This window comes from Arthrobacter tumbae (assembly GCF_016907495.1).
Taxonomy (GTDB): Bacteria; Actinomycetota; Actinomycetes; order Actinomycetales; family Micrococcaceae; genus Arthrobacter_D; species Arthrobacter_D tumbae.
The window spans coordinates 3120406-3139597 of sequence record NZ_JAFBCC010000001.1 but is presented as its reverse complement, the minus strand read 5'-3'; the positions used below and the strand labels follow the sequence as shown (position 1 = coordinate 3139597).

The following is a 19192-nucleotide window of genomic DNA, read 5'->3' as shown; positions in this document are numbered from 1 at the left end:
GCAGATGCGGGCCAGTGACCGCGCCTATCAGGCTTTGCGCGCTGACATCATCGAATGGCGGCTGGGGCCGGGCACCGTACTCGGGGAAGTCGAACAGTCAGCCCGGCTCGGTGTCTCCCGCACACCACTGCGTGAGGCACTTTCGCGGCTGACCGCCGAAGGACTGACGGCTCCGCATCCGGGACGCGGCGTCATCGTCAGCGAGGTGTCGCTGGAGAAGATCACCGGGCTGTTCGACGTCCGCATCTCCCTGGACTGCACGGCTGCCGCCCTCGCTGCAACGCATGCGGACCAACGGACCTTCCGCGAACTGACCCGCCGGTTCGAATCGGCGTCTTCGCTGATACAGGAGTCCGACGGCGGACGCCAGGAGTACTACGGGCTGGTCGCCGAACTCGACGCAGCAATCGACGCAGCCGCCGCGAATCCGTACCTCCTTCAGGCTCAGCGGCAATTGCGCACCCACCTGAGCCGCGTTCGCCGGCTGGCCCAGGACGACGTTGCACGCCTGACGGCGTCGGCCTCCGAACATGCGCAGATCGCCCGGTCCATTGCCCAGGCCAACGCTGACCTGGCCGTGGCCTCGACCAAAGTCCATCTTCACAACAGCCTGCAGTACCTGCTGGCCGCCCGAACAGACAGCACCGCGAAAACCGTCCGAGAGGAAATACCCCATGGTTGAGCTACACCCCGTCCGAGTGCACCGCAGCGAGGAAAACCTGCCCCGAAGCGGCCAATTGGCCTGGAAGATCGCCGAAGTGGCCGTCGATCCTGTCGGAGTCGACGACGACGTGACCGACATGGTGATCAACCGCATCATCGACAACGCCTCCGTGGCCGTCGCGTCCCTCTCCCGCGCGCCGATCGAAGCCGCCCGGGCACAGGCACTGAGCCATCCGGTCTCCGTCAACGGACGCGGAGCAACGGTCTTCGGGATCGACGGTAAGTCCTCGCCTGAGTGGGCTGCCTGGGCCAACGGGGTCGCCGTACGCGAACTCGACTATCACGACACCTTCCTCGCCGCGGATTACTCGCACCCGGGAGATAACATCCCGCCGATCCTCGCGGTCGCGCAGCACACAGGGGCAACCGGTGCCGACCTCCTGCGTGGCATCGCCACCGGCTACGAGATCCAGGTGGACCTGGTGAAGGCGATCTGCCTGCACAAGCACAAGATCGACCACGTTGCGCATCTCGGTCCGTCCGCGGCGGCCGGGATCGGCACCCTCCTCGGCCTCGACGTCGAGACGATCTTCCAGTCGGTCGGGCAGGCGCTGCATACAACGACGGCAACCCGCCAGTCACGCAAGGGAGAGATTTCGACGTGGAAGGCCCACGCACCGGCCTTCGCCGGCAAGATGGCCGTGGAAGCCGTGGACCGGGCCATGCGCGGGCAGACCTCCCCCACACCAATTTACGAGGGCGAGGACGGCGTGATCGCGTGGATGCTCGACGGCCCCGACGCCCGCTATGAGGTTCCGCTGCCCGTCCCCGGTGAATCGAAGCGCGCCATCCTGGACACGTACACCAAGGAGCACTCGGCCGAGTACCAGGCACAGGCATGGATTGACCTGGCGCGCCGGCTTCACGCCGCACACCCCGACGTCACCGATCCTGAAAAGGTCGAGTCCGTCCGGATTCACACCTCGCACCACACCCATTACGTGATCGGCTCGGGTGCCAATGACCCGCAGAAGTACGATCCCACGGCTTCCCGTGAGACCCTCGATCACTCGATCCCGTACATCTTCACGGTCGCACTGCAGGACGGACGCTGGCACCACATCGACTCCTACACGCCGGAACGCGCTTCGCGCCCCGACACCGTCGAGCTCTGGCACAAAGTCACCACGGTGGAGGATGCCGAATGGACCCGGCGCTATCACTCCCTGGACATCAGCGAGAAGGCGTTCGGCGGCAGGGTGGGAATCACTCTCACTGACGGAACCGTCATCACGGACGAGATTGCCGTCGCTGATGCCCACCCGCTGGGTGCCCGCCCCTTCGCACGCGAGCAGTACATCGCCAAACTACGCACCCTCGCCGACGGAGTTGTGGAGGACTCGGAAGTTGAACGTTTCCTCGAAGCGGTCCAGCGGCTCCCCCTCCTCGCGTCCGGCGAGCTTGACCAGCTGAACCTGACTGCCGCCGTCGGCGTCCTTCCGACAGAAGCACCGAAAGGACTGTTCTAAATGCTGTATTCCTCCATCACACCGGAGAAGAAGCGCGAGGCGCTGCGCGCCGGTTTGGCCTCAGGCCGCATCCAGCAGTTCCCCGGAGCCTTCAACCCGCTTTCCGCACGCCTGATAGAGGACAAGGGGTTCGACGGCGTCTATATCTCCGGAGCCGTCCTCGCCAACGACCTCGGCTTGCCCGATATCGGACTCACCACCCTGACCGAAGTTGCCACACGCGCCGGCCAGATGGCCCGCATGACTGACCTCCCTGCGCTGGTGGACGCGGACACCGGTTTTGGCGAACCGATGAACGTCGCGAGGACGGTGCAGGAGCTGGAGAACGCCGGCCTGGCCGGCTGCCACATCGAGGATCAGTTCAATCCGAAGCGGTGCGGCCATCTGGACGGCAAGAACGTTGTGGACACTGACACTGCCGCCAAGCGCATCCGCGCTGCTGCCGACGGTCGCCGCGATCCCAACTTCCTCGTGATGGCGAGGACTGATATCCGCGGCACCGACACGCTGCAGGCAGCCCAGGATCGGGCAAAGGCCCTCGTTGACGCCGGCGCGGACGCCATCTTCCCGGAGGCAATGCGCGACTTGTCCGAGTTTGAGGCCATCCGTCACGCCGTCGATGTGCCGATCCTGGCGAATATGACCGAGTTCGGAAAGAGCGAGCTCTTCTCGATCGCAGACCTCGAATCCGTGGGCGTCAACATGGTGATCTACCCAGTGACACTGCTGCGTAGTGCGATTGGGGCGGCGGAGCGTACGCTGGAAACGATCAAAGCCGACGGCACCCAGCAGGGCGCTGTTACTTCCATGCAGACCCGCACCAGACTCTACGAGCTCGTCGACTACGAAGCGTATAACCAGTTCGACACCTCGGTGTTCAACTTCCAGGTTCCCGGCGGACGCTGAGCCGAACCCGGCACACCCACATTTCCACAGACGAAGGAGTCAAGGCATGACCGAACCCCAGATCTACAAGGGCCTCGCCGGCGTCACCGCGGACACCACGGCAATCTCGAAGGTGAACCCGGAAACCAATTCGCTGCTTTACCAGGGGTACCCGGTTCAGGAGCTCGCGGCCGCAGTGAACTTCGAGGACGTCGCCTGGCTGCTGTGGCACGGTGAGCTTCCGACCGAATCGGAAGCCCGTGACTTCCGGACGGCGGAACGCTCATCCCGTGCGCTGGCGGACAACGTGAAGGCCGCCATCGATCTGCTGCCGCTCAGCTGCCACCCGATGGACGTCAGCCGCACCGCTGTGTCGGTCATTGGAGCGAACCACCCGAAGGCGGAGGATTCGTCGCGCGAGGCTGAACTGGAGAAAGCGGTGGAGCTGTTCGCTGCCTTTCCCGCCGTCGTCGCCTATGACCAGCGGCGCCGCCACGGGCTCGAGCCGCTAGAACCCCGCGATGATCTGGACTACTCCGCCAACTTCCTGTGGATGACCTTCGGTGAAGAGGCGGCGCCGGAAGTCGTCGAGGCCTTTAACACCTCGATGATCCTGTACGCAGAGCACTCCTTCAATGCATCGACCTTCACCGCCCGTGTCATCACCTCCACCTTGGCCGACCTTCACTCCGCGGTCACCGGAGCTATCGGGGCGCTCAAGGGATCATTGCACGGCGGCGCCAACGAGGCCGTTATGCATACCTTCGAGGAGATCGGTATCCGCGAGGAGGAGACCGCCGAGGAGGCGGCAACTCGTGCCAGGGCGTGGATGGACGATGCCCTCGCCCAGAAGAAAAAGATCATGGGCTTCGGACACCGCGTGTACAAGAACGGTGATTCCCGGGTGCCCACCATGAAAGCGGCCCTCGATGGCATGATCAAGCACTATGGGCGACCGGAGATCCTCGGTTTGTACGAGGGCCTCGAAACGGCCATGCAGGAGGCCAAGGGCATCAAGCCGAACCTCGACTACCCGGGCGGTCCGGTCTACCACCTCATGGGATTCGACACCGAGATGTTCACCCCGCTCTTCATCGCCGCCCGGATCACCGGGTGGACTGCGCACGTCATGGAGCAGCGCGCGGCGAATTCGCTGATCCGGCCGCTGGCCGCGTACAACGGGCCGGAGGAACGCCACCTCTCCTAACCCGCGGACCGAATCTGTCCGCAATTGCGGTCCCATCCATTCACCGCACAGTGCTGGACGGGTAGGGTTCCGGACATGGATATCATCCTGGTTCCCGGTTTTTGGTTGGACGCGTCTTCGTGGTCTGACGTTACGCCGCCGCTCACCGCGGCGGGTCATCGTATTCATCCGCTGACGCTTCCAGGATTGGAAGCTGTGGATGCACCGCGCGCGGGCATCGGCCTGCGAACCCATATCGACGCCGTCGTCTCCGTTGTGGATGCTGTGGAAGGTCCGGTTGTCCTTGTGGGACACTCCGGCGGTGGGGCGATCATCCACGGCGTCGCAGACGCTCGCCCGGAACGCACAGCACGGGCCATTTTTGTGGACAGCGGCCCGCTCGGAGAGGGCGGTGTCATCAACGACGAACTGCCGGTGGAGGGTGACGGGATTCCGCTGCCGCCCTGGGAGCTTTTTGATGAGGAAGACCTCGTGGATCTGGACGAGGACCTGCGGGCCGATTTCCGCCGCCGGGCAATTCCCCAGCCTCAGGGTGTCGCCTCAGAACCGCAGGAGTTGGGCAATGAGCGGCGCTACAACGTGCCGGCCACGATCATTGCGTGCGAGTTCCCCTCTGCCCAGCTGCAGGAGTGGGTTGCGCAGGGCCATCCCTACGTGGCGGAGCTCAGCCGGATGAAGGACGTGGAGTACGTCGACCTGCCAACCGGACACTGGCCGCAGTTCACGCGGCCACAAGAGCTCGCGGAAGTGATTCTGGCTGCGGTGGACGGCCCGCGGCCTGCCGGGGGCTAAGCGAAGTCCGCCGCCCGCACCGTTTCGTTGTCGGTGTTGAGAGTAACGGTGACGTTCAGCGGCTGGCTACGCAGTACGTGACCGATCCAGTGCCTGGCGTCCTCCCACATGCCTTCCCAGGGCACCTGCGCAACCGGGTACCAGCAGGGGTCGATCTCATCTGTGAGGGCCGGCTCACCGATGAAGCGGTCGGCTGTGAAGACCACTGCATCCATGTCGAGTGCGGGGTTGGCCGGAAAACGCCATCGGACCGGGCCGAGCTCAAGGAGATCCGCCACCTCAACCACGATGCCGGATTCTTCCTGAACCTCCCGGGCGGCGGCTTCTGCCGCAGTTTCTCCGTGTTCAAGGCCGCCGCCAAGGGCGACGATCCGGCCGGTTCCGAATCCGGAGCGCTTCAGTCCGAGGAGCACTTCGCGGCCGGCATCCGTGTGCCGGAACAGGAAACAGAGCGCAACTCGGCGGGGGGTCATGCGAGCCAAGTTTAGTCGTGGCCGCTCGCTGGGTTGATCTCGCCGTCCGGTGTGGTCTGCCGCCGGTCGTCCTCGCGAAGGAAGAATGCGCCCAGCGAGCCGGCGAGCGTAGCGAAGACACCAATGGAATAGACAGCGAGCACAACCTGCATGACGCGGGCAAAGCCGGTGTGCGGCGTGATTCCGCTGCCGGTGATGGTGGCCATTGCGGTTTCGAAGAGCGCCTCGCCGTAATTCGTGTGGGTTCCGGTCGCATAGAACAGTTGGCTCGTCGCCAGAATGACGACGGCGGTCACGGCTGCCATCCAGCCGATCCGGCTGGAGAGCAGCTTTCCAGCCGAGCGCGAACCCCGGATGCCTGCGGAGAGGATTCCGCCGACCCGTGCCACCCGCGTCAGCCGCAGCAGGCGCACCGCCTGCAGCGCACGGAAGAACCGGAGGAATGGCACCAGCAGGAAGATCACCTGCCACCAGTTCTTCTTCCAGAACGCCTTGCTGAACCCGGCGATGTACGCACGCAGAATGAATTCGGCGACGAACACTGCCCAGAAGACCCAGCCCGCGATGCTGAGTGCGAACACCAGTGTCGGGTTGGTTGCGAGGAGCTGGCCCAGGACCACGAAGAGGAAGACCAGCCCGAGCACGCCCATCGGACGATCGAGGCGGCGGGCGAGCATTTCGGCGGCGGTCAGGCTGTCCCCTGGAGTGGGCGATTCGGAGGAGGGAAGCTGAGAGTCGTTCACCTCGCCCATCTTTCCACGCGATCATGCTGAACCGGTTAGACTGCTCCGACCCGACGAACCCGACGAGTCAGGAGACCGTAGTGCTGTGGCTGCTGTCTGTCCTCGGCGTTCTGGTGATCCTGCTTGGACTGGTCGAGGTGTTTCATACGCTTCTTCACCCCAGCGGTCGTGGACGCCTCAGCAGATTGTGTGTGGCGGCCGTCTGGAGGATCATGCGGCGTCTGGGAGACCGGGGCGCCTCGATTGCCGGGCCGCTCGCGCTCGTCTGTGTGATCCTCTTTTGGGCTGCCCTGCAGGCAATCGGCTGGGCACTGCTGCTGTATCCGCATGTGCCGCACGGGTTTGCCTACTCTCCGGGCCTTGATCCAGCCCGTTACGGCGACGCCGCTGAGGCCCTATACATTTCCATGGTTACCCTGACGACGTTGGGATACGGAGATGTCATCGCAACAGATCCCCTGATTCGACTGTTGGCTCCCCTGGAGGCGCTGACCGGCTTCGCCCTGCTGACGGCCGCGGTTTCCTGGTTCATGCAGATCTACCCGGCGCTGGGCAAGCGCCGTGCGCTGGCGATCCGGCTCTCGCTGCTCCAGAAAGCGGATTATGCTACCCGGCTGGAGCAGTTGGATGCTGCCGCAGTCACCAACACGCTGGAGACACTCGTTGCCGATCTCGTGCAGATTCGGGTTGACCTCACCCAGACCTCGGAGTCCTACTACTTCTGGGAAGCTAACGGAGATCTTTCGCTCCCGGCCTCGCTGTCCTACGCGGTGGACCTCGCTGACCAGGCGAGCCGTTCTGCTCAGCCGACACTGCAGACGGCCGGCGCCCTCCTGAATGATGCGCTCGATTCGCTTGCGGCTTTCCTCAAGGACGAGTTCAAGCACGACGGCGAATCCACACAGGACATCTTCCGTTCGTATGCCGGTGACCACCGGTATCCGTACCGCGGGAGTTCATGAAACGGATGAAACCTCGTGTGCTGTATCCGGCATACAGCACACGAGGCCTCAAGGGCTGCAGGGTAGACAGCCGCTAGCCGGTGATTTCCAGTGACTGTGCGATCGCGAGCATCTCCTCGAACTCAGCCGATTCCACATACGCCTGTGCCTGTTCGAGGTTCGCGTGGTTATGAAGCGAACCAAGGCTATCCGGCCCGATCATGAGGGCTGACGCCATCGAGAATAATCCCATTTCGGGGGTGCTGATGACGTTGTACAGCATGCAGTAGTTGCCACTTGCCGGCTCGGTCGCAAGGACCAGCGCTGCAGAGCCATACACTCCATCTGCTGTCTCGATGACCCGGTAGACGAACTTGGTGTCGAGTGCCGTCCCGCTGGGGAGCTGCAGGGTTACGGGTGTCGACGAGATCTCTGTGATCGGCACCGGATCCCCGCTGCACGCTCCTCCGATGCCGCTCTCAAAGGTCCGCGTGATCGTCATCACGGGATCGCCGTCCGCATTGGTGACGCCTACTTCCCTGACCGGGCTCACAGCCGCGCCCATGGTTGACCAGCCCTCAGGGAGCTCGAACTTCACGGCCATGTCAGACTGCACGATCTCACGAAGGGCTCCTGCCTGGGATGCACCGGGCCCATCCCCCACCAGCTCCGGGCGAAGCTCCACCGGGATGCCCGCGTCGATAAACTGCTGGTCCATCACCTCTTGAGGGGTACTGCCTTCTACGACGGGGAGGAATTCCCACTTCGTGAGCGCGCTGTAGCCCGCAGTTTCGACCCGCCACTGGCCGTCGGCCCGTCGGGCGACGTAGTACCAGACGTTGCCGCCGTCCTGTGGGTTGGCTTCAAAGCCCGCGTCCGTCAACTCCATGGTCATCCAGTCATCGGTGCACCCGACGACTTCGTAGGAGCCCGGATCAGCCGCGAAGGGGGTCAGACTCATGAAGTCGCTGCCCTGTTCCACGATCCGGTCGACATCCTGCACCCGACAGCCCTCGTCCGCCGGAGGACCTGTCGGCACCGCGCTGGGCTCGGCACTCGGCTCGACACTTGGTTCGGCGGTTGGTTCCGCTGACGGCGACGGATCAGCGGTTGCTTCCTGGGTCGGTTCGACCGATGGTGCGGGGTCGGTGGTTCCCGCCGGCAGCGGTGAATCGGCACCCAGTGAACCGCCGACGACGACGGCGCCCGCCACCACTGCCGCGGCGGCGGCACCGGCGAGAATCATTGCCGTCCTGCGACGGCGACGCAACGGGACGACGACCGGCCGGTCATCGTTGAAGGCGTCGCTCCCGTCGTTCTCAGTCTCACGGGCGGCGCTTTCGCTGTCTATGCGTTCGGTGTTCATGGTGGCTCCGGATTCCTGCTGGCCACTCTCGGTCGGGAAAGCGATGACTTCAGTGGGTGAATCGGAGGATTCCCGTTCGGCGCGCACGGGGTCGAGGCCCCGGATCAGGTTCTCTATGCGGTCCATTTCAGGCTCCTTCTTCTGCCATGAGGGCGGCAGGCATCATCTGTGCGAATGCGGCGCGGGCGCGGTGCAGGCGCACCTTGGCGGCGGAGGGACTACAGCCCAGCACCTCGCTGATCTCTGTGGTGGACAGATCATCCCAATAGGCGAGAAGGAGGATTTCGCGTTCCTTCTCCCTGAGCCGCAGCAATGAGTCGGCAACCGCCTGCTGCCCGGCTCCGTGTCCGGCACGGGCGGCAATGACAATCGACTCCCGTACCCGCTCCATGAGGTGCTCGGCCCGTTCCCGGCGGCGGTATTCGTTGCCTATGACGTTGCGGGCGACGGTAAGAAGCCACGCCGGCGTGACGTCTGAGGCTTGCGGGTTCCGCTGCCAGGCAATCCGGAACACGTCGTTGGTCAGTTCCTCTGATGCTTCCCGGCTGCTGACCCGACGGTGAATGAAGGAAAACACGCGGTCGCGGTGTTCCCTGTGTAGCGCCGCGTACACGTCGTCGTATCGCTGCAACACTGTCCCCCCTGGTGTATGTGTCCTGTCCATACCCCTTTAGTTTCCGGCATGGGGGAAGGAGTTACAGGCACTGCGCATCAAGTGTCTTTTAAAGAGCGCGGGGGTGGGCTGCAGCATAAATTTCGCGCAGTGTGTCAGCGGTGACAAGCGTGTACACCTGGGTTGTGGTGACGGAGGCATGTCCCAAAAGTTCCTGGACCACCCGAACGTCGGCGCCGCCCTGAAGCAGGTGGGTAGCAAAGGAGTGCCGAAGGGTGTGGGGTGACACATCTCCGGCCACTTTGGCGCGCTCTGCAGCGGCTCTGAGGATGGTCCACGCGCTTTGCCTGCTCAGCCGCCCGCCGCGCAGATTGAGGAAGAGTGCAGGAGCACTGTTCCGCTCGGATGCGTTGGCGGACAGTGCCGGACGTGCGCGCACCAGATAGGACTCGATAGCCCGCGCAGCGTAGGAACCGAGAGGAACGAGCCGCTCCTTGGACCCTTTGCCGAACAGGCGGACGACGGCGGGACCGTCCAGGCCGGCATCGACCGACACGTCATCGACGTCCAGGCCCACGGCCTCGCTGATGCGTGCCCCTGTGGAGTACAGGAATTCCAGCAGCGCCCGGTCACGCAGGCCCCCCGGAGTGGAAGTGTCCACGGATTCGAGGATCCGGGTGACGTCGTCGACTGAAATTGCCTTCGGAAGCCGCTGGCCGGCGGTGGGCGGGTGTACATCCTCGGCGGGATCCGCCGTCGTCGTTCCTTCGAGTGCGAGGAAACGGTGAAGGCCGCGGACGGCGACCACGGTGCGGGCTGCGGAGCGGGGGCTCAACGCCGCCTGTCCGTCCTCCCCGGTGGCCAGCCCCTGCGCGAACGCGGAGACCTGCTGCCGCGTGACGGTGTCCATCGACTCGATGCCCGCCGCTGTGAGGAACCGGTGGTATCTCAGCAGGTCGCGGCGATAGGCCGCAAGGGTGTTGGTGGAAAGGCCCCGCTCCACCAGCATGTGCTGGAGGTACTCACTCATGAGCCGGCCGGGTCCGGTGGCCTGGAGCTCGTCCTGTACGGTTGCCTGCCTACCCTCGACCATGGTCAGTCCTGCAGGACAGGGCCCAGGGGCCACGTTCCGTGCTGGCTATGGTGCTCCGGCCAGGGAGCGTCTGCGGGGCGAAGGGACCGGTACCCCGACGTTTTCGCGGCCGCTGCTGCAAGCACGGCTGCCGCGGCGGAAGGGCTGTGGATCCGCCCCTCGAGTACTGCCTGTACTGCGTCCGGCAGAGGTACCCAGGCGAGCTCGATCTCGGCTTCCTCGTGGGTACGGGTGTGCCGTTCATCACGCGGCACTTCTTTGATGCCCTGGGCAAGATAGATGCGCAGGGCTTCGCTCGAGGATCCGGGGGAAAGGAACAGATCGGACAGGACGTGCCAGGTGCTCGCCGTGACGTCCGCTTCCTCAGCCAGTTCCCGTGCTGCGGCGACGGCGAAGTCCTCACCGTCGATGTCGAGGAGACCGGCAGGAATTTCCCACAGGTCCATCCGGACCGGGTGACGGTACTGGCGAAGCAGCAGGACCCGATCGGCGTCATCCATGGCGAGGATGGCCACCGCGCCCGGGTGCTGGATGTACTCGCGGGTGATCGGCTCGCCGTCGTCGTCCAGGCGGAAGGTCTCGCTGACCACGTCCCAGATTTTGCCGGAAAAAGCCGTGGTGGAGTTCAGCAACCGGCGCGGACTCTGCCGGTCAGCTACCGCTCCGTCCTGCGGCTCGGCTCCCATGGCTAGGCCTTGACGCCCCGGCGTGCGAGGGCGGCCTTGACCAGCCCTGCGAACAGCGGATGCGGGCGGGTGGGGCGAGAACTCAATTCAGGGTGGGCCTGGGTGGAGACGTAGTACGGATGCGTCGAAGCGGGCAGTTCCACGAACTCGACCAGCTTGCCGTCCGTGGTGGTACCGGACACAACCAGGCCGGCGGCTTCGAGCTTCTCCCGGTACTCGTTGTTCACTTCGTAGCGGTGGCGGTGGCGCTCGCTCACCTCGGTGCGGCCGTACGTCTTTGCGATCACGGACCCCTCCTTGAGAGACGCGTCCCACAGGCCGAGCCGCATGGTGCCGCCCATGTCGCCCTCACCGGCAACGATTTCAAGCTGCTCGGCCATGGTGGCGATGACCGGGAAGTCGGTGTCGGGTTCAAACTCGGTGGATGAAGCACCCAACAGGCCCACAACGTTGCGGGCATATTCGATCACCATGCACTGGAGGCCGAGGCAGAGACCCAGCGTGGGCACCTTGTTCTCACGGGCGTAGCGCAGGGCACCGAGCTTGCCCTCGAGTCCCCGGATTCCGAAGCCGCCGGGCACGCAGATGGCGTCAGCACCCTCCAGAGCCTTTGCCGCACCGTCCGGGGTAGCGCAATCGTCCGAGGGAACCCAGCGGATCTGCACCTTGGCCTTGTTCGCGAAGCCGCCGGCACGCAGCGCTTCAGTCACGGAGAGGTAGGCATCCGGAAGGTCGATGTACTTTCCGACCAGCGCGATCTCCACATGGTGCTTCGGGTGGTGAACGGCGTCGAGCAACTTGTTCCACTTGGTCCAGTTGACATCCTTGAACTTCAGGTCGAGCGCCTGGACGATGTAGGCGTCGAGTCCCTGGGCGTGAAGCGTCTTGGGGATGTCGTAGATGCTCGGCGCATCCGCTGCGTTGATCACTGCATCGACATCTACGTCGCACATGCGGCCGATCTTCTCGCGCATGGCATCCGGGACCTCGCGGTCGGAACGGATGACGATGGCGTCCGGTTGGATACCGATTGAGCGCAGCATGGCCACTGAGTGCTGGGTGGGCTTGGTCTTCAGCTCCTGGGAGGGGCCGATGTAGGGCACAAGCGACACGTGGACGAAGAACACGTTGTTGCGGCCGATGTCCTGGCGCACCTGGCGCGCTGACTCAAGGAAAGGCTGGGACTCGATGTCACCGACCGTGCCGCCGATCTCGGTGATGATGACGTCGGGTGCCTTGCGGGATCCTGTGGGCTCAGCGGGCAGGCGCATGCGGCGCTTGATTTCATCGGTGATGTGCGGAATGACCTGCACGGTGTCACCGAGGTATTCGCCGCGGCGTTCCTTGGCGATGACCTCGGAGTACACCTGCCCGGTGGTGACGTTGGCTGACCCGTCGAGGCTCTCATCGAGGAAGCGCTCATAGTGGCCGATGTCGAGGTCCGTCTCCGCGCCGTCGTCGGTCACGAAGACCTCGCCATGCTGGAACGGATTCATGGTGCCGGGATCAACGTTGAGGTACGGATCCAGCTTCTGCATGGTTACTGACAGGCCACGTGCCCGCAGCAGGTGCCCGAGGCTGGAAGCCGTCAGTCCCTTGCCGAGAGAAGACGCCACACCACCTGTGACGAAGATGTGCTTGGTAGTCTTAGCGGACTTCTGGAACCGGGAGATTGTTTGCTGCACCACGGAGTTCGACCCTATCACCTGGCGGCTGTCCGCGCTGCATCAAGGAGGAGTTCCTCGGCGTGTGCCTGGGCACTGGCCGACTCCTCCTGACCCGCCAGCATTCGCGCGAGTTCCCGCACCCGTTCCGACTCCGGAAGGACCTCGACGTCGCTGGCGGTGAAACCGCCGTCTGCTGCCCTGCTCTTCGTTACGCGGATATGGTGCGACGCGAACGCTGCCACCTGCGGCAGGTGGGTGACCACCACTACCTGCACGTGCTGGGCCAGCATGGCGAGGCGGCGTCCGATTTCGACGGCGGCCTTGCCGCCGACTCCCGCGTCGACCTCATCGAAGACGAAGGTCGGTACGGGGTCCACGGCAGCGAGAACCACCTCGATCGCCAGCATGACCCGCGACAGCTCACCGCCCGAGGCGCCCTTGCCCAGCGGGCGTGGGGCCGACCCGGCGTGCGGCTGGAGGGAGAAGGAAACCTCGTCGGAGCCCAGCGGTCCAGGTGTTCCGCCCGAGGAAACATCGATGATGAGCAGGGCATCAGGCATGGCAAGGGCGGAGAGTTCGTTACTCACCCGTGCTGACAGGTCTTCGGCAGCCACCCGGCGCAGCCGGCCAAGGACCTCCGCCTCAGCGGCCAGGCTGTTCTCCAGCGCGGCGGCTTCCTGGTGCAGGCCCTCGATCCGGTCTGAGTCGCCGCTGATCTCATCGAGCCGGTCCCGGCTGGTGGCCGCCCAGTCAAGCACCTCGCTGATGGACGGGGCGTACTTGCGAATGAGGACGTTGAGGTCTGCACGGCGCGCTTCAACCTCGGCCAGCCGCTCGGGCCCTTCCGAGTCAAGGGATGCCGCGTAACCGGCCAGCTCCGTGGAGATGTCCGACAGGATGTAGCCGACCTCGGCGAGCCGTTCAGCCAGTGATGCGAGATCAGCGTCATGCGCTCCGACCGCTTCCAGCTGGCGCTTCGCCGCATCGACCAGGGTGGTGGCGTCGCCTGATTCGGGAAACTCGCCCGACACCAGCGCCTGGTGCGCGGCGGCGGCCGCGGTGCGAAGCTCCTCGACGTTGCCGAGCTTCATTGCTTCCGCTTTCAGCGCCTCGTCCTCATGGGCCTGCGGGTCAACGGCGTCGATCTCCTCAAGTGCCGCCTGGAGCGACTCCGCCTCCCGCAGCCGGTCGCGCTCCGCGCTGCGCAACGCCTCGAGGCTCGCGCTCACCTCGCGCCAGCGCCGGTATGTCGCCTGGTAGGCAGTCAGGGCGGCAGCCAGCTCCGGGCCGCCGAACTTGTCCAGCGCTTCGCGTTGAGCCGCCGGGCTGCGCAACCGGAGCTGGTCCGACTGTCCATGGACGACGACCAGCTTCTCCCCCACCTCGGCCAGGACGCCGGCGGGAGCTGATCTTCCACCGACGTAAGCACGGCTGCGGCCGTCACTGTTGACCGTGCGGGCGAGGATCAGGCCGGCGCCGCCGTCGTCGTCTGTCTCCAGCTCGCCTCCCGCTTCCACAGCGCGCTGCGCGGCAGCGCCCGCCGGGTCCACGCGAAGCACTGCCTCAGCGGACGCGTTCTTCGCGCCAAGGCGCACAGCGCCGGCATCGGACCGCGCGCCCATCAGCAGGTTCAGCGCAGACAGAACCATCGTCTTGCCCGCGCCGGTTTCGCCTGTGACAACACTGAACCCGGCACCGAGGGAGAGCGTCGCGTCGGCGATCACTCCCAGGTCGCGGATCCGGATTTCCTCGATCATCGGGCGGGCCCTGCGTCGTGGGTGACCGGGCCGCGCCAACCCTGCGTGGGCAGCTCGAACTTGCGGACGAGCCGTTCGGAGAAGGGTGTTTGATGCGTGCGCGCAAGCCGGACCGGGATGTCCGACCGGGTTGCCTCGACCCGGGCGCCGGGCGGCAGATCGACTGTCCGGCGGCCGTCGCACCAGAGCACGCCGGACGCGTCCGTCCGGGTCAGGAGTTCCACCGCGAGCAGCGACGTCGGAGCGACCACGAGTGGCTTGGCGAAGAGCGCGTGCGCACTGATGGGAGCCACCAGGAGGGCCTCCACCTCCGGCCAGACAACCGGTCCGCCAGAGGAGAAAGCGTAAGCGGTGGAGCCGGTGGGGGTAGCCAGGACGACGCCGTCGCAGCCGAAGGAACTGACCGGGCGGCCATCGACTTCGAGCACCACCTCGATCATGCGTTCACGGTTTGCCTTCTCGATCGCTGCCTCATTGAGCGCCCAGGTCTGCGCGGTCAGCTGGTCACCGCGCCATACCTGCACATCGATGGCCATGCGTTCCTCGACGGTGTAATCCTTGTCAACGACCCAGCGGACCGCTTCAGCGAGATCCGCCCGCTCACTTTCGGCGAGGAAACCGACATGGCCGAGATTGACGCCGAGCAGCGGAACGTCTGTCCCGCGGACCAGTTCAGCGGCGCGAAGGATGGTTCCGTCTCCGCCGAGCACCATGCCGAGCTCGATATCCTCGAGACCCACATCAGCCCCGAGCGCCTCGGTGGGCGCGGCCAGCGTGCCGTACTCCGCCTGGATGTCGCGCAGCTCCTCGGCGCGCATAACGGGAGTCAGCCCGGACGCATGGAGGCGCGTACAGGCCTCCTGGGCAGCCGCCATTGCATCATGCCGGCCGGTGTGGGCGAGTACCAGTATGCGTCTAGTCATCACGCTCCGTTGTATCAGGTGGGGACGGCTTCACGCATCGCCTCTGGTGCCGAAGGCAGCGCTGCCGCGCACAATGTCTTGCGCCAGCAGATCTGCGTCCCTATCGATCCTAGGCACCATCGTGCCCGAAGGCACCTTCATCCACAGGAAGAACTCGACATTTCCGTTCTGACCCGCAAGTGGGCTACGCGCGACGCCCTCAACATCAAGGCCCACCTTGAGTGCGGAACGAACCACACCGACGACGGCGCCGCGCCGCTGCTCCTCATCCGTCACCACTCCGGTACGGCTGAGTGCGCTCCTGCCGACTTCGAACTGCGGTTTGACCATGAGCACCAGGTCCCCGCCGCTCCGGGTCGCGTGCGCGAGCGGTGCCATCACGAGGGTCAGCGAGATGAAGGAAAGGTCCGCAACTGTCAGGTCCACCAGACCGCCGATCTGCTCCGCGTCGAGGAACCGGACATTGAGCCCCTCGTGAACGAGCACCCGCGGATCGTTCCGCAGCTGATCGACCAGCTGCCCGTGACCGACGTCCACTGCCACCACTGTGGCGGCGCCACGGCGAAGCAGCACGTCGGTGAAGCCGCCGGTGGACGCTCCCGCGTCGAGGCAGCGCGCGCCCTGAACCCCGACGCTGGTGAAGGCATTCAGCGCGCCGTCGAGCTTGTGTGCGGCACGGCTCGGATAATCAGGGACGCCGCTGTCGGTGACGAACAACTCATCATCCTCCGAGACAGACGACGAGGCCTTCGCCAGGACCGACCCGGAGCGAAGTACTCTGCCTTCCGCAATGAGTTGTGCCGCATGGGACCGTGAGCGCGCCAGTCCGCGGGCCACCAGCACCTGGTCCAGCCGGGCCACGCTCAGCCGTGCTCCGTGTTGAGCTCAGCGAGCAGCTCGTCGTGCAGCTGTTCGTAAGCCGTGTGCTGGTCAGTCTCGGCCAGCTCCGGTATGGAGGTGAGCGTGTGCAGGACACCGTCTACCGAGGCATCGCCCGTGGCTGAAACCGCTGGAAATTCTGACGGATCGCTGTCGGGCGGTGTGCGTTGCCCAGCGGGATGCGGTTCAGTGGCTCCCACGATGGCTCCTCACCCCTGCGTGTCCTCTTCTCTGAATTCCAGTCCGGGCAGTGTGGCGGTGTCCTGCAGCGGGCAGGCGGCCCACCATGCAGCGCACGCTGCGCGCCAGGCGTCGAGATCCTCGCGCCCACCGCCCATTATGACGACGCCGTCCCCAACCGTCGCTGACGACTCACCGCAGGTGAAGATACCGTCCTGCTCGGTGATGTCAGGATAGGGGTGGTGGAGCTGGTCGAGATCCGCAAAAAGGTACGTTGGGCGCTGCCCGGTGACGGCGGCCAACGCGTTCGCTGCCGTGTCCACTCCGGTAAGCACCAGCGCCGTGGCCATACCGGCACGGTTTCCGCCGAGAATGTCCGTGTCAAGGCGATCCCCGACGACAAGCGCTTCCTCGACACCGAGATGAGCCGCCGCCGTCGTGAACAGTTGGGCTTCAGGCTTACCCGCAACGATCGGGCTTCTTCCGGTGGCCGCGCTCACCGCGGCGACGAGCGTGCCGTTGCCGGGTGCTATCCCGCGTGCCTGCGGGATGGACATGTCCGTGTTCGTGGCGACCCACAGCGCACCGCCGGCAACGGCGAACGAAGCCTCGGCGAGGTCTTTCCATCCGAGCGAAGGCTCGAAGCCCTGAATGACTGCGTCGGGAACCGGGTCTGCCGTAGTGACCGGGACAAGGCCCTGATCCGCTACATGCTGTGCAAGGACCGCGCTACCGGTGACCAGTACTGTTGCTCCCTGCGGAACCTGTCCGGCCAAAAGTTCGGCACCCGCCAACGCTGACCCGAAGACCTGCTCAGCGGTGGCAGGGGCGCCCAGCTCGCGAAGATGTGCTGCCACCTCCGCCGAGGATCGGGAAGCGTTATTGGTGATGTAGGCGAGGGCGACACCAAGGTCTCCAAGCTTCTCCAACGCTTCGGTGGCACCGGGAATCGCCGCCGGACCGGCGTAGACGACGCCGTCCAGATCAGCGAGCACGGCACCGTATCGGCGTGCCAGGGGCGCACCGGCCTCACTCACTGTCACGCTGCTCCTCACCGTTATTAAGCTCTTCGCTGTCCGATGCATCCTCTGTGGGCGCTGAACTGACGCTCTGGACTGTTCCCCTTGCTGCCGAGTAGTCCAGGTCGGCACCCTCTTCGTCACCGACGAGGTCGATGATGTCGGGATCCTCGAAGGCTCCGACGCCGAGAGCGTTTTCCGCGATCTCCGCCTGACGGTGCCAGGACGCCGCCTCTTCCCTCCGGCCGACGGCCGCGAGAGCGTCCGCATAGGCGCGGAACAGGCGCGGGCTGTAGCTGAAGGCGCGGTTCTTGGTCAACTGCGGGATTTCGAGCGCGGCAACGGCGGCGTCGAGCTGGCCGAGGTCAGTCCGCGCGCCGGATACCACCATGGCCAACTCAACTTTGCCTGCTGCGTCAAGGGAGGAAGCATCCTCGGACCGGGCAAGATCGAGGGCGCGGTCCGGGCGGCCGAGTCCCCGTTCGCAGTCGGCCATTACCGGAAGGTGGACGTTCGATCCGTTGATTCGACGGTAGGTCCGGAATTCGCGCAGAGCTTCCCCGTAGTGACCGGCAGCGTATGCGGTGAGACCGACCGCTTCACGGACAACCGCGAGACGGCCGCCACGGCGGCTCGCCGCGAGAGCATGTTGGAACGCAAGCTCCGGCTCGTCGTCGATAAGGCGTCCGGCCATGACGAGATGCTTTGCTACCCAGAGCGCGCTTCGCTCCTCCAGGTTGCGGATTTCCGCGCGGGTGATCTTGTCCAGTTCACTTCCGGTGACGTCTTCATCGATCTCCGGGGAACGTTCACGATCCGGCCGGTTGGCGCTGCGGAGATCCCGGGCGTTATGCGGGCGCTCGAACGGAGCGTCGTCCGGTCCTGTTTCCCTGGGCGTCCGCTCGGGACGCCGCCCGTACTCTGCTTCCCGGCGATCCCCTCCCCGCGGTGCATCACCGTAGGTACGGCTCGGACGACGGTCGTCGCCGAAGCTGCGGCGTTGTCCGCGGTCACCGCCGCGGGAAGATCCATCCCGGCCGGAAGAGCTTCCCGGACGTGACTCCTTCCCACCCGAGTAGCCGCCGCTTCCGCCCTCACGATAGGAGCGGCGTTCGGTGCCCGCTTCACGCGACCTGTTGTCCCCGCCGGTAGGCCGGTCCCAACGCCGTGGCCCGTCGCCGGTGTTCCGGGAGTCCTGATCGCGGCTGGGTCGGCGCTCACCGCGCTGTCCGTCGCGGTCCTGCCAGTTGGTACGGCGGCCGGAGTCCGCTCCGCGGCCTGCACCGCCGGTGTCCTTGCGGGGGCCGCGCTCGTTGCGATCGTCGCGTCCACGCTGGCCACCACCCTCACGAGAGAAACCGCCCTCACGACGCTGGCCACCACCTTCACGGGTTGGCCGGCCGGACCCACCATCGGAGCGGTTCTGGACATAGCGCGGACCGTCGCCGGATTCAGGCTTGCGGCGATCTCCGCTACCGGCGCCCCGAGGCGCGGAGAAACCCCGCCGAGGCCCTTCACCCGAATCATTGCTGCGGCGGTCTGCACCGCGACGCTCTTCGCCAGTCTTACTATCCTCGCGACGGTTTTCTTCGCGGTCGCGGAAAGGTTCCCGGTCAGCCATGGCAGCACAATTCCTCTCGTCATGAGCTGACCTGACCCTGCGCCGGACGCTCTCGCTGTTGATCTATGTGTGAAGTGTCGGATTCTCAGCCTCCGATCCTCCCATTGTAGGCAAGAGCCGGCAGGCGCAAACGAATCGTTAAATGACTGAGGCTC

19 protein-coding genes are annotated in these 19192 nt (G+C 65.3%); 6 read left to right on the top strand and 13 right to left on the bottom strand.

What is annotated here, in order from left to right; genetic code table 11:
• The first annotated feature begins 4 nt into the window (after window positions 1–4).
• The 5 genes from JOD47_RS14850 to JOD47_RS14830 all read left to right on the top strand — a co-directional run bounded on the left by JOD47_RS14850 (window position 5) and on the right by JOD47_RS14830 (window position 5076).
• Window positions 5–682, top strand: coding sequence for a GntR family transcriptional regulator (locus tag JOD47_RS14850; RefSeq protein ID WP_204535412.1), 678 nt, complete (start codon window positions 5–7; stop codon window positions 680–682).
• A complete protein-coding gene (locus tag JOD47_RS14845; RefSeq protein WP_204535410.1) occupies window positions 675–2192 on the top strand; it encodes an MmgE/PrpD family protein in 1518 nt (505 codons plus the stop codon). The genes JOD47_RS14850 and JOD47_RS14845 overlap by 8 nt, the downstream gene beginning before the upstream one ends.
• Window positions 2193–3098, top strand: coding sequence for a methylisocitrate lyase (gene prpB, locus JOD47_RS14840; protein ID WP_204535408.1), 906 nt, complete (start codon window positions 2193–2195; stop codon window positions 3096–3098). It abuts the gene before it with no gap.
• Between the two features lie 46 nt (window positions 3099–3144).
• On the top strand, window positions 3145–4284 hold the full coding sequence (locus tag JOD47_RS14835) for a bifunctional 2-methylcitrate synthase/citrate synthase (protein ID WP_204535406.1): 1140 nt from the start codon (window positions 3145–3147) through the stop codon (window positions 4282–4284).
• Window positions 4285–4359: 75 nt separating this feature from the next.
• Window positions 4360–5076, top strand: coding sequence for an alpha/beta fold hydrolase (locus JOD47_RS14830; protein WP_204535404.1), 717 nt, complete (start codon window positions 4360–4362; stop codon window positions 5074–5076).
• Here JOD47_RS14830 and JOD47_RS14825 read toward each other — a convergent pair.
• Both JOD47_RS14825 and JOD47_RS14820 read right to left on the bottom strand, forming a co-directional pair.
• Window positions 5073–5549: an NUDIX domain-containing protein gene (locus JOD47_RS14825; protein WP_204535402.1), complete on the bottom strand. Its 477-nt coding sequence runs from the start codon at window positions 5547–5549 to the stop codon at window positions 5073–5075. The genes JOD47_RS14830 and JOD47_RS14825 overlap by 4 nt on opposite strands.
• Window positions 5550–5560: 11 nt before the next feature.
• Window positions 5561–6292 carry an ion transporter gene (locus JOD47_RS14820; protein WP_307836319.1) on the bottom strand — a complete coding sequence of 244 codons (732 nt, stop codon included), beginning with the start codon at window positions 6290–6292 and terminating at the stop codon, window positions 5561–5563.
• A gap of 80 nt (window positions 6293–6372) precedes the next feature.
• On the opposite strand from JOD47_RS14820, the gene JOD47_RS14815 reads away from it, so the two are divergent.
• The gene (locus tag JOD47_RS14815) at window positions 6373–7254 is read left to right on the top strand and encodes a potassium channel family protein (protein ID WP_204535400.1); all 882 of its coding nucleotides are present in this window, start codon (window positions 6373–6375) and stop codon (window positions 7252–7254) included.
• A gap of 73 nt (window positions 7255–7327) precedes the next feature.
• Here JOD47_RS14815 and JOD47_RS14810 read toward each other — a convergent pair whose 3' ends face one another.
• From JOD47_RS14810 to JOD47_RS17590, 11 genes are all read right to left on the bottom strand, one after another.
• On the bottom strand, window positions 7328–8725 hold the full coding sequence (locus JOD47_RS14810) for a hypothetical protein (protein WP_204535398.1): 1398 nt from the start codon (window positions 8723–8725) through the stop codon (window positions 7328–7330).
• Window position 8726: 1 nt separating this feature from the next.
• A complete protein-coding gene (locus JOD47_RS14805) occupies window positions 8727–9233 on the bottom strand; it encodes an RNA polymerase sigma factor (protein WP_307836317.1) in 507 nt (168 codons plus the stop codon).
• Between the two features lie 88 nt (window positions 9234–9321).
• Window positions 9322–10305 carry a site-specific tyrosine recombinase XerD gene (xerD, locus tag JOD47_RS14800; RefSeq protein WP_204535394.1) on the bottom strand — a complete coding sequence of 328 codons (984 nt, stop codon included), beginning with the start codon at window positions 10303–10305 and terminating at the stop codon, window positions 9322–9324.
• 2 nt (window positions 10306–10307) lie between these two features.
• Entirely contained in the window at window positions 10308–10991 is a 684-nt protein-coding gene (locus tag JOD47_RS14795; RefSeq protein ID WP_204535392.1) for an NUDIX domain-containing protein, read from the bottom strand.
• Between the two features lie 2 nt (window positions 10992–10993).
• Window positions 10994–12697, bottom strand: coding sequence for a CTP synthase (gene pyrG / locus JOD47_RS14790; RefSeq protein ID WP_307836316.1), 1704 nt, complete (start codon window positions 12695–12697; stop codon window positions 10994–10996).
• Window positions 12694–14415 (bottom strand): DNA repair protein RecN, encoded by a 1722-nt coding sequence (recN, locus tag JOD47_RS14785; RefSeq protein WP_204535388.1) that lies wholly within the window; start codon window positions 14413–14415, stop codon window positions 12694–12696. Before recN ends, pyrG begins: the two co-directional genes overlap by 4 nt.
• Window positions 14412–15338, bottom strand: coding sequence for an NAD kinase (locus tag JOD47_RS14780; RefSeq protein ID WP_204535386.1), 927 nt, complete (start codon window positions 15336–15338; stop codon window positions 14412–14414). Before JOD47_RS14780 ends, recN begins: the two co-directional genes overlap by 4 nt.
• Window positions 15339–15368: 30 nt before the next feature.
• Window positions 15369–16199, bottom strand: a complete 831-nt coding sequence (locus JOD47_RS14775) for a TlyA family RNA methyltransferase (RefSeq protein WP_204535384.1) — start codon at window positions 16197–16199, stop codon at window positions 15369–15371.
• Between the two features lie 2 nt (window positions 16200–16201).
• Entirely contained in the window at window positions 16202–16417 is a 216-nt protein-coding gene (locus JOD47_RS14770; protein ID WP_204535382.1) for a hypothetical protein, read from the bottom strand.
• A 9-nt stretch (window positions 16418–16426) separates the two neighbouring features.
• The gene (locus JOD47_RS14765) at window positions 16427–17440 is read right to left on the bottom strand and encodes an HAD-IIA family hydrolase (protein WP_307836315.1); all 1014 of its coding nucleotides are present in this window, start codon (window positions 17438–17440) and stop codon (window positions 16427–16429) included.
• Entirely contained in the window at window positions 17427–19037 is a 1611-nt protein-coding gene (locus JOD47_RS17590) for a hypothetical protein (protein ID WP_239548121.1), read from the bottom strand. Before JOD47_RS17590 ends, JOD47_RS14765 begins: the two co-directional genes overlap by 14 nt.
• Window positions 19038–19192 lie beyond the last annotated feature (155 nt).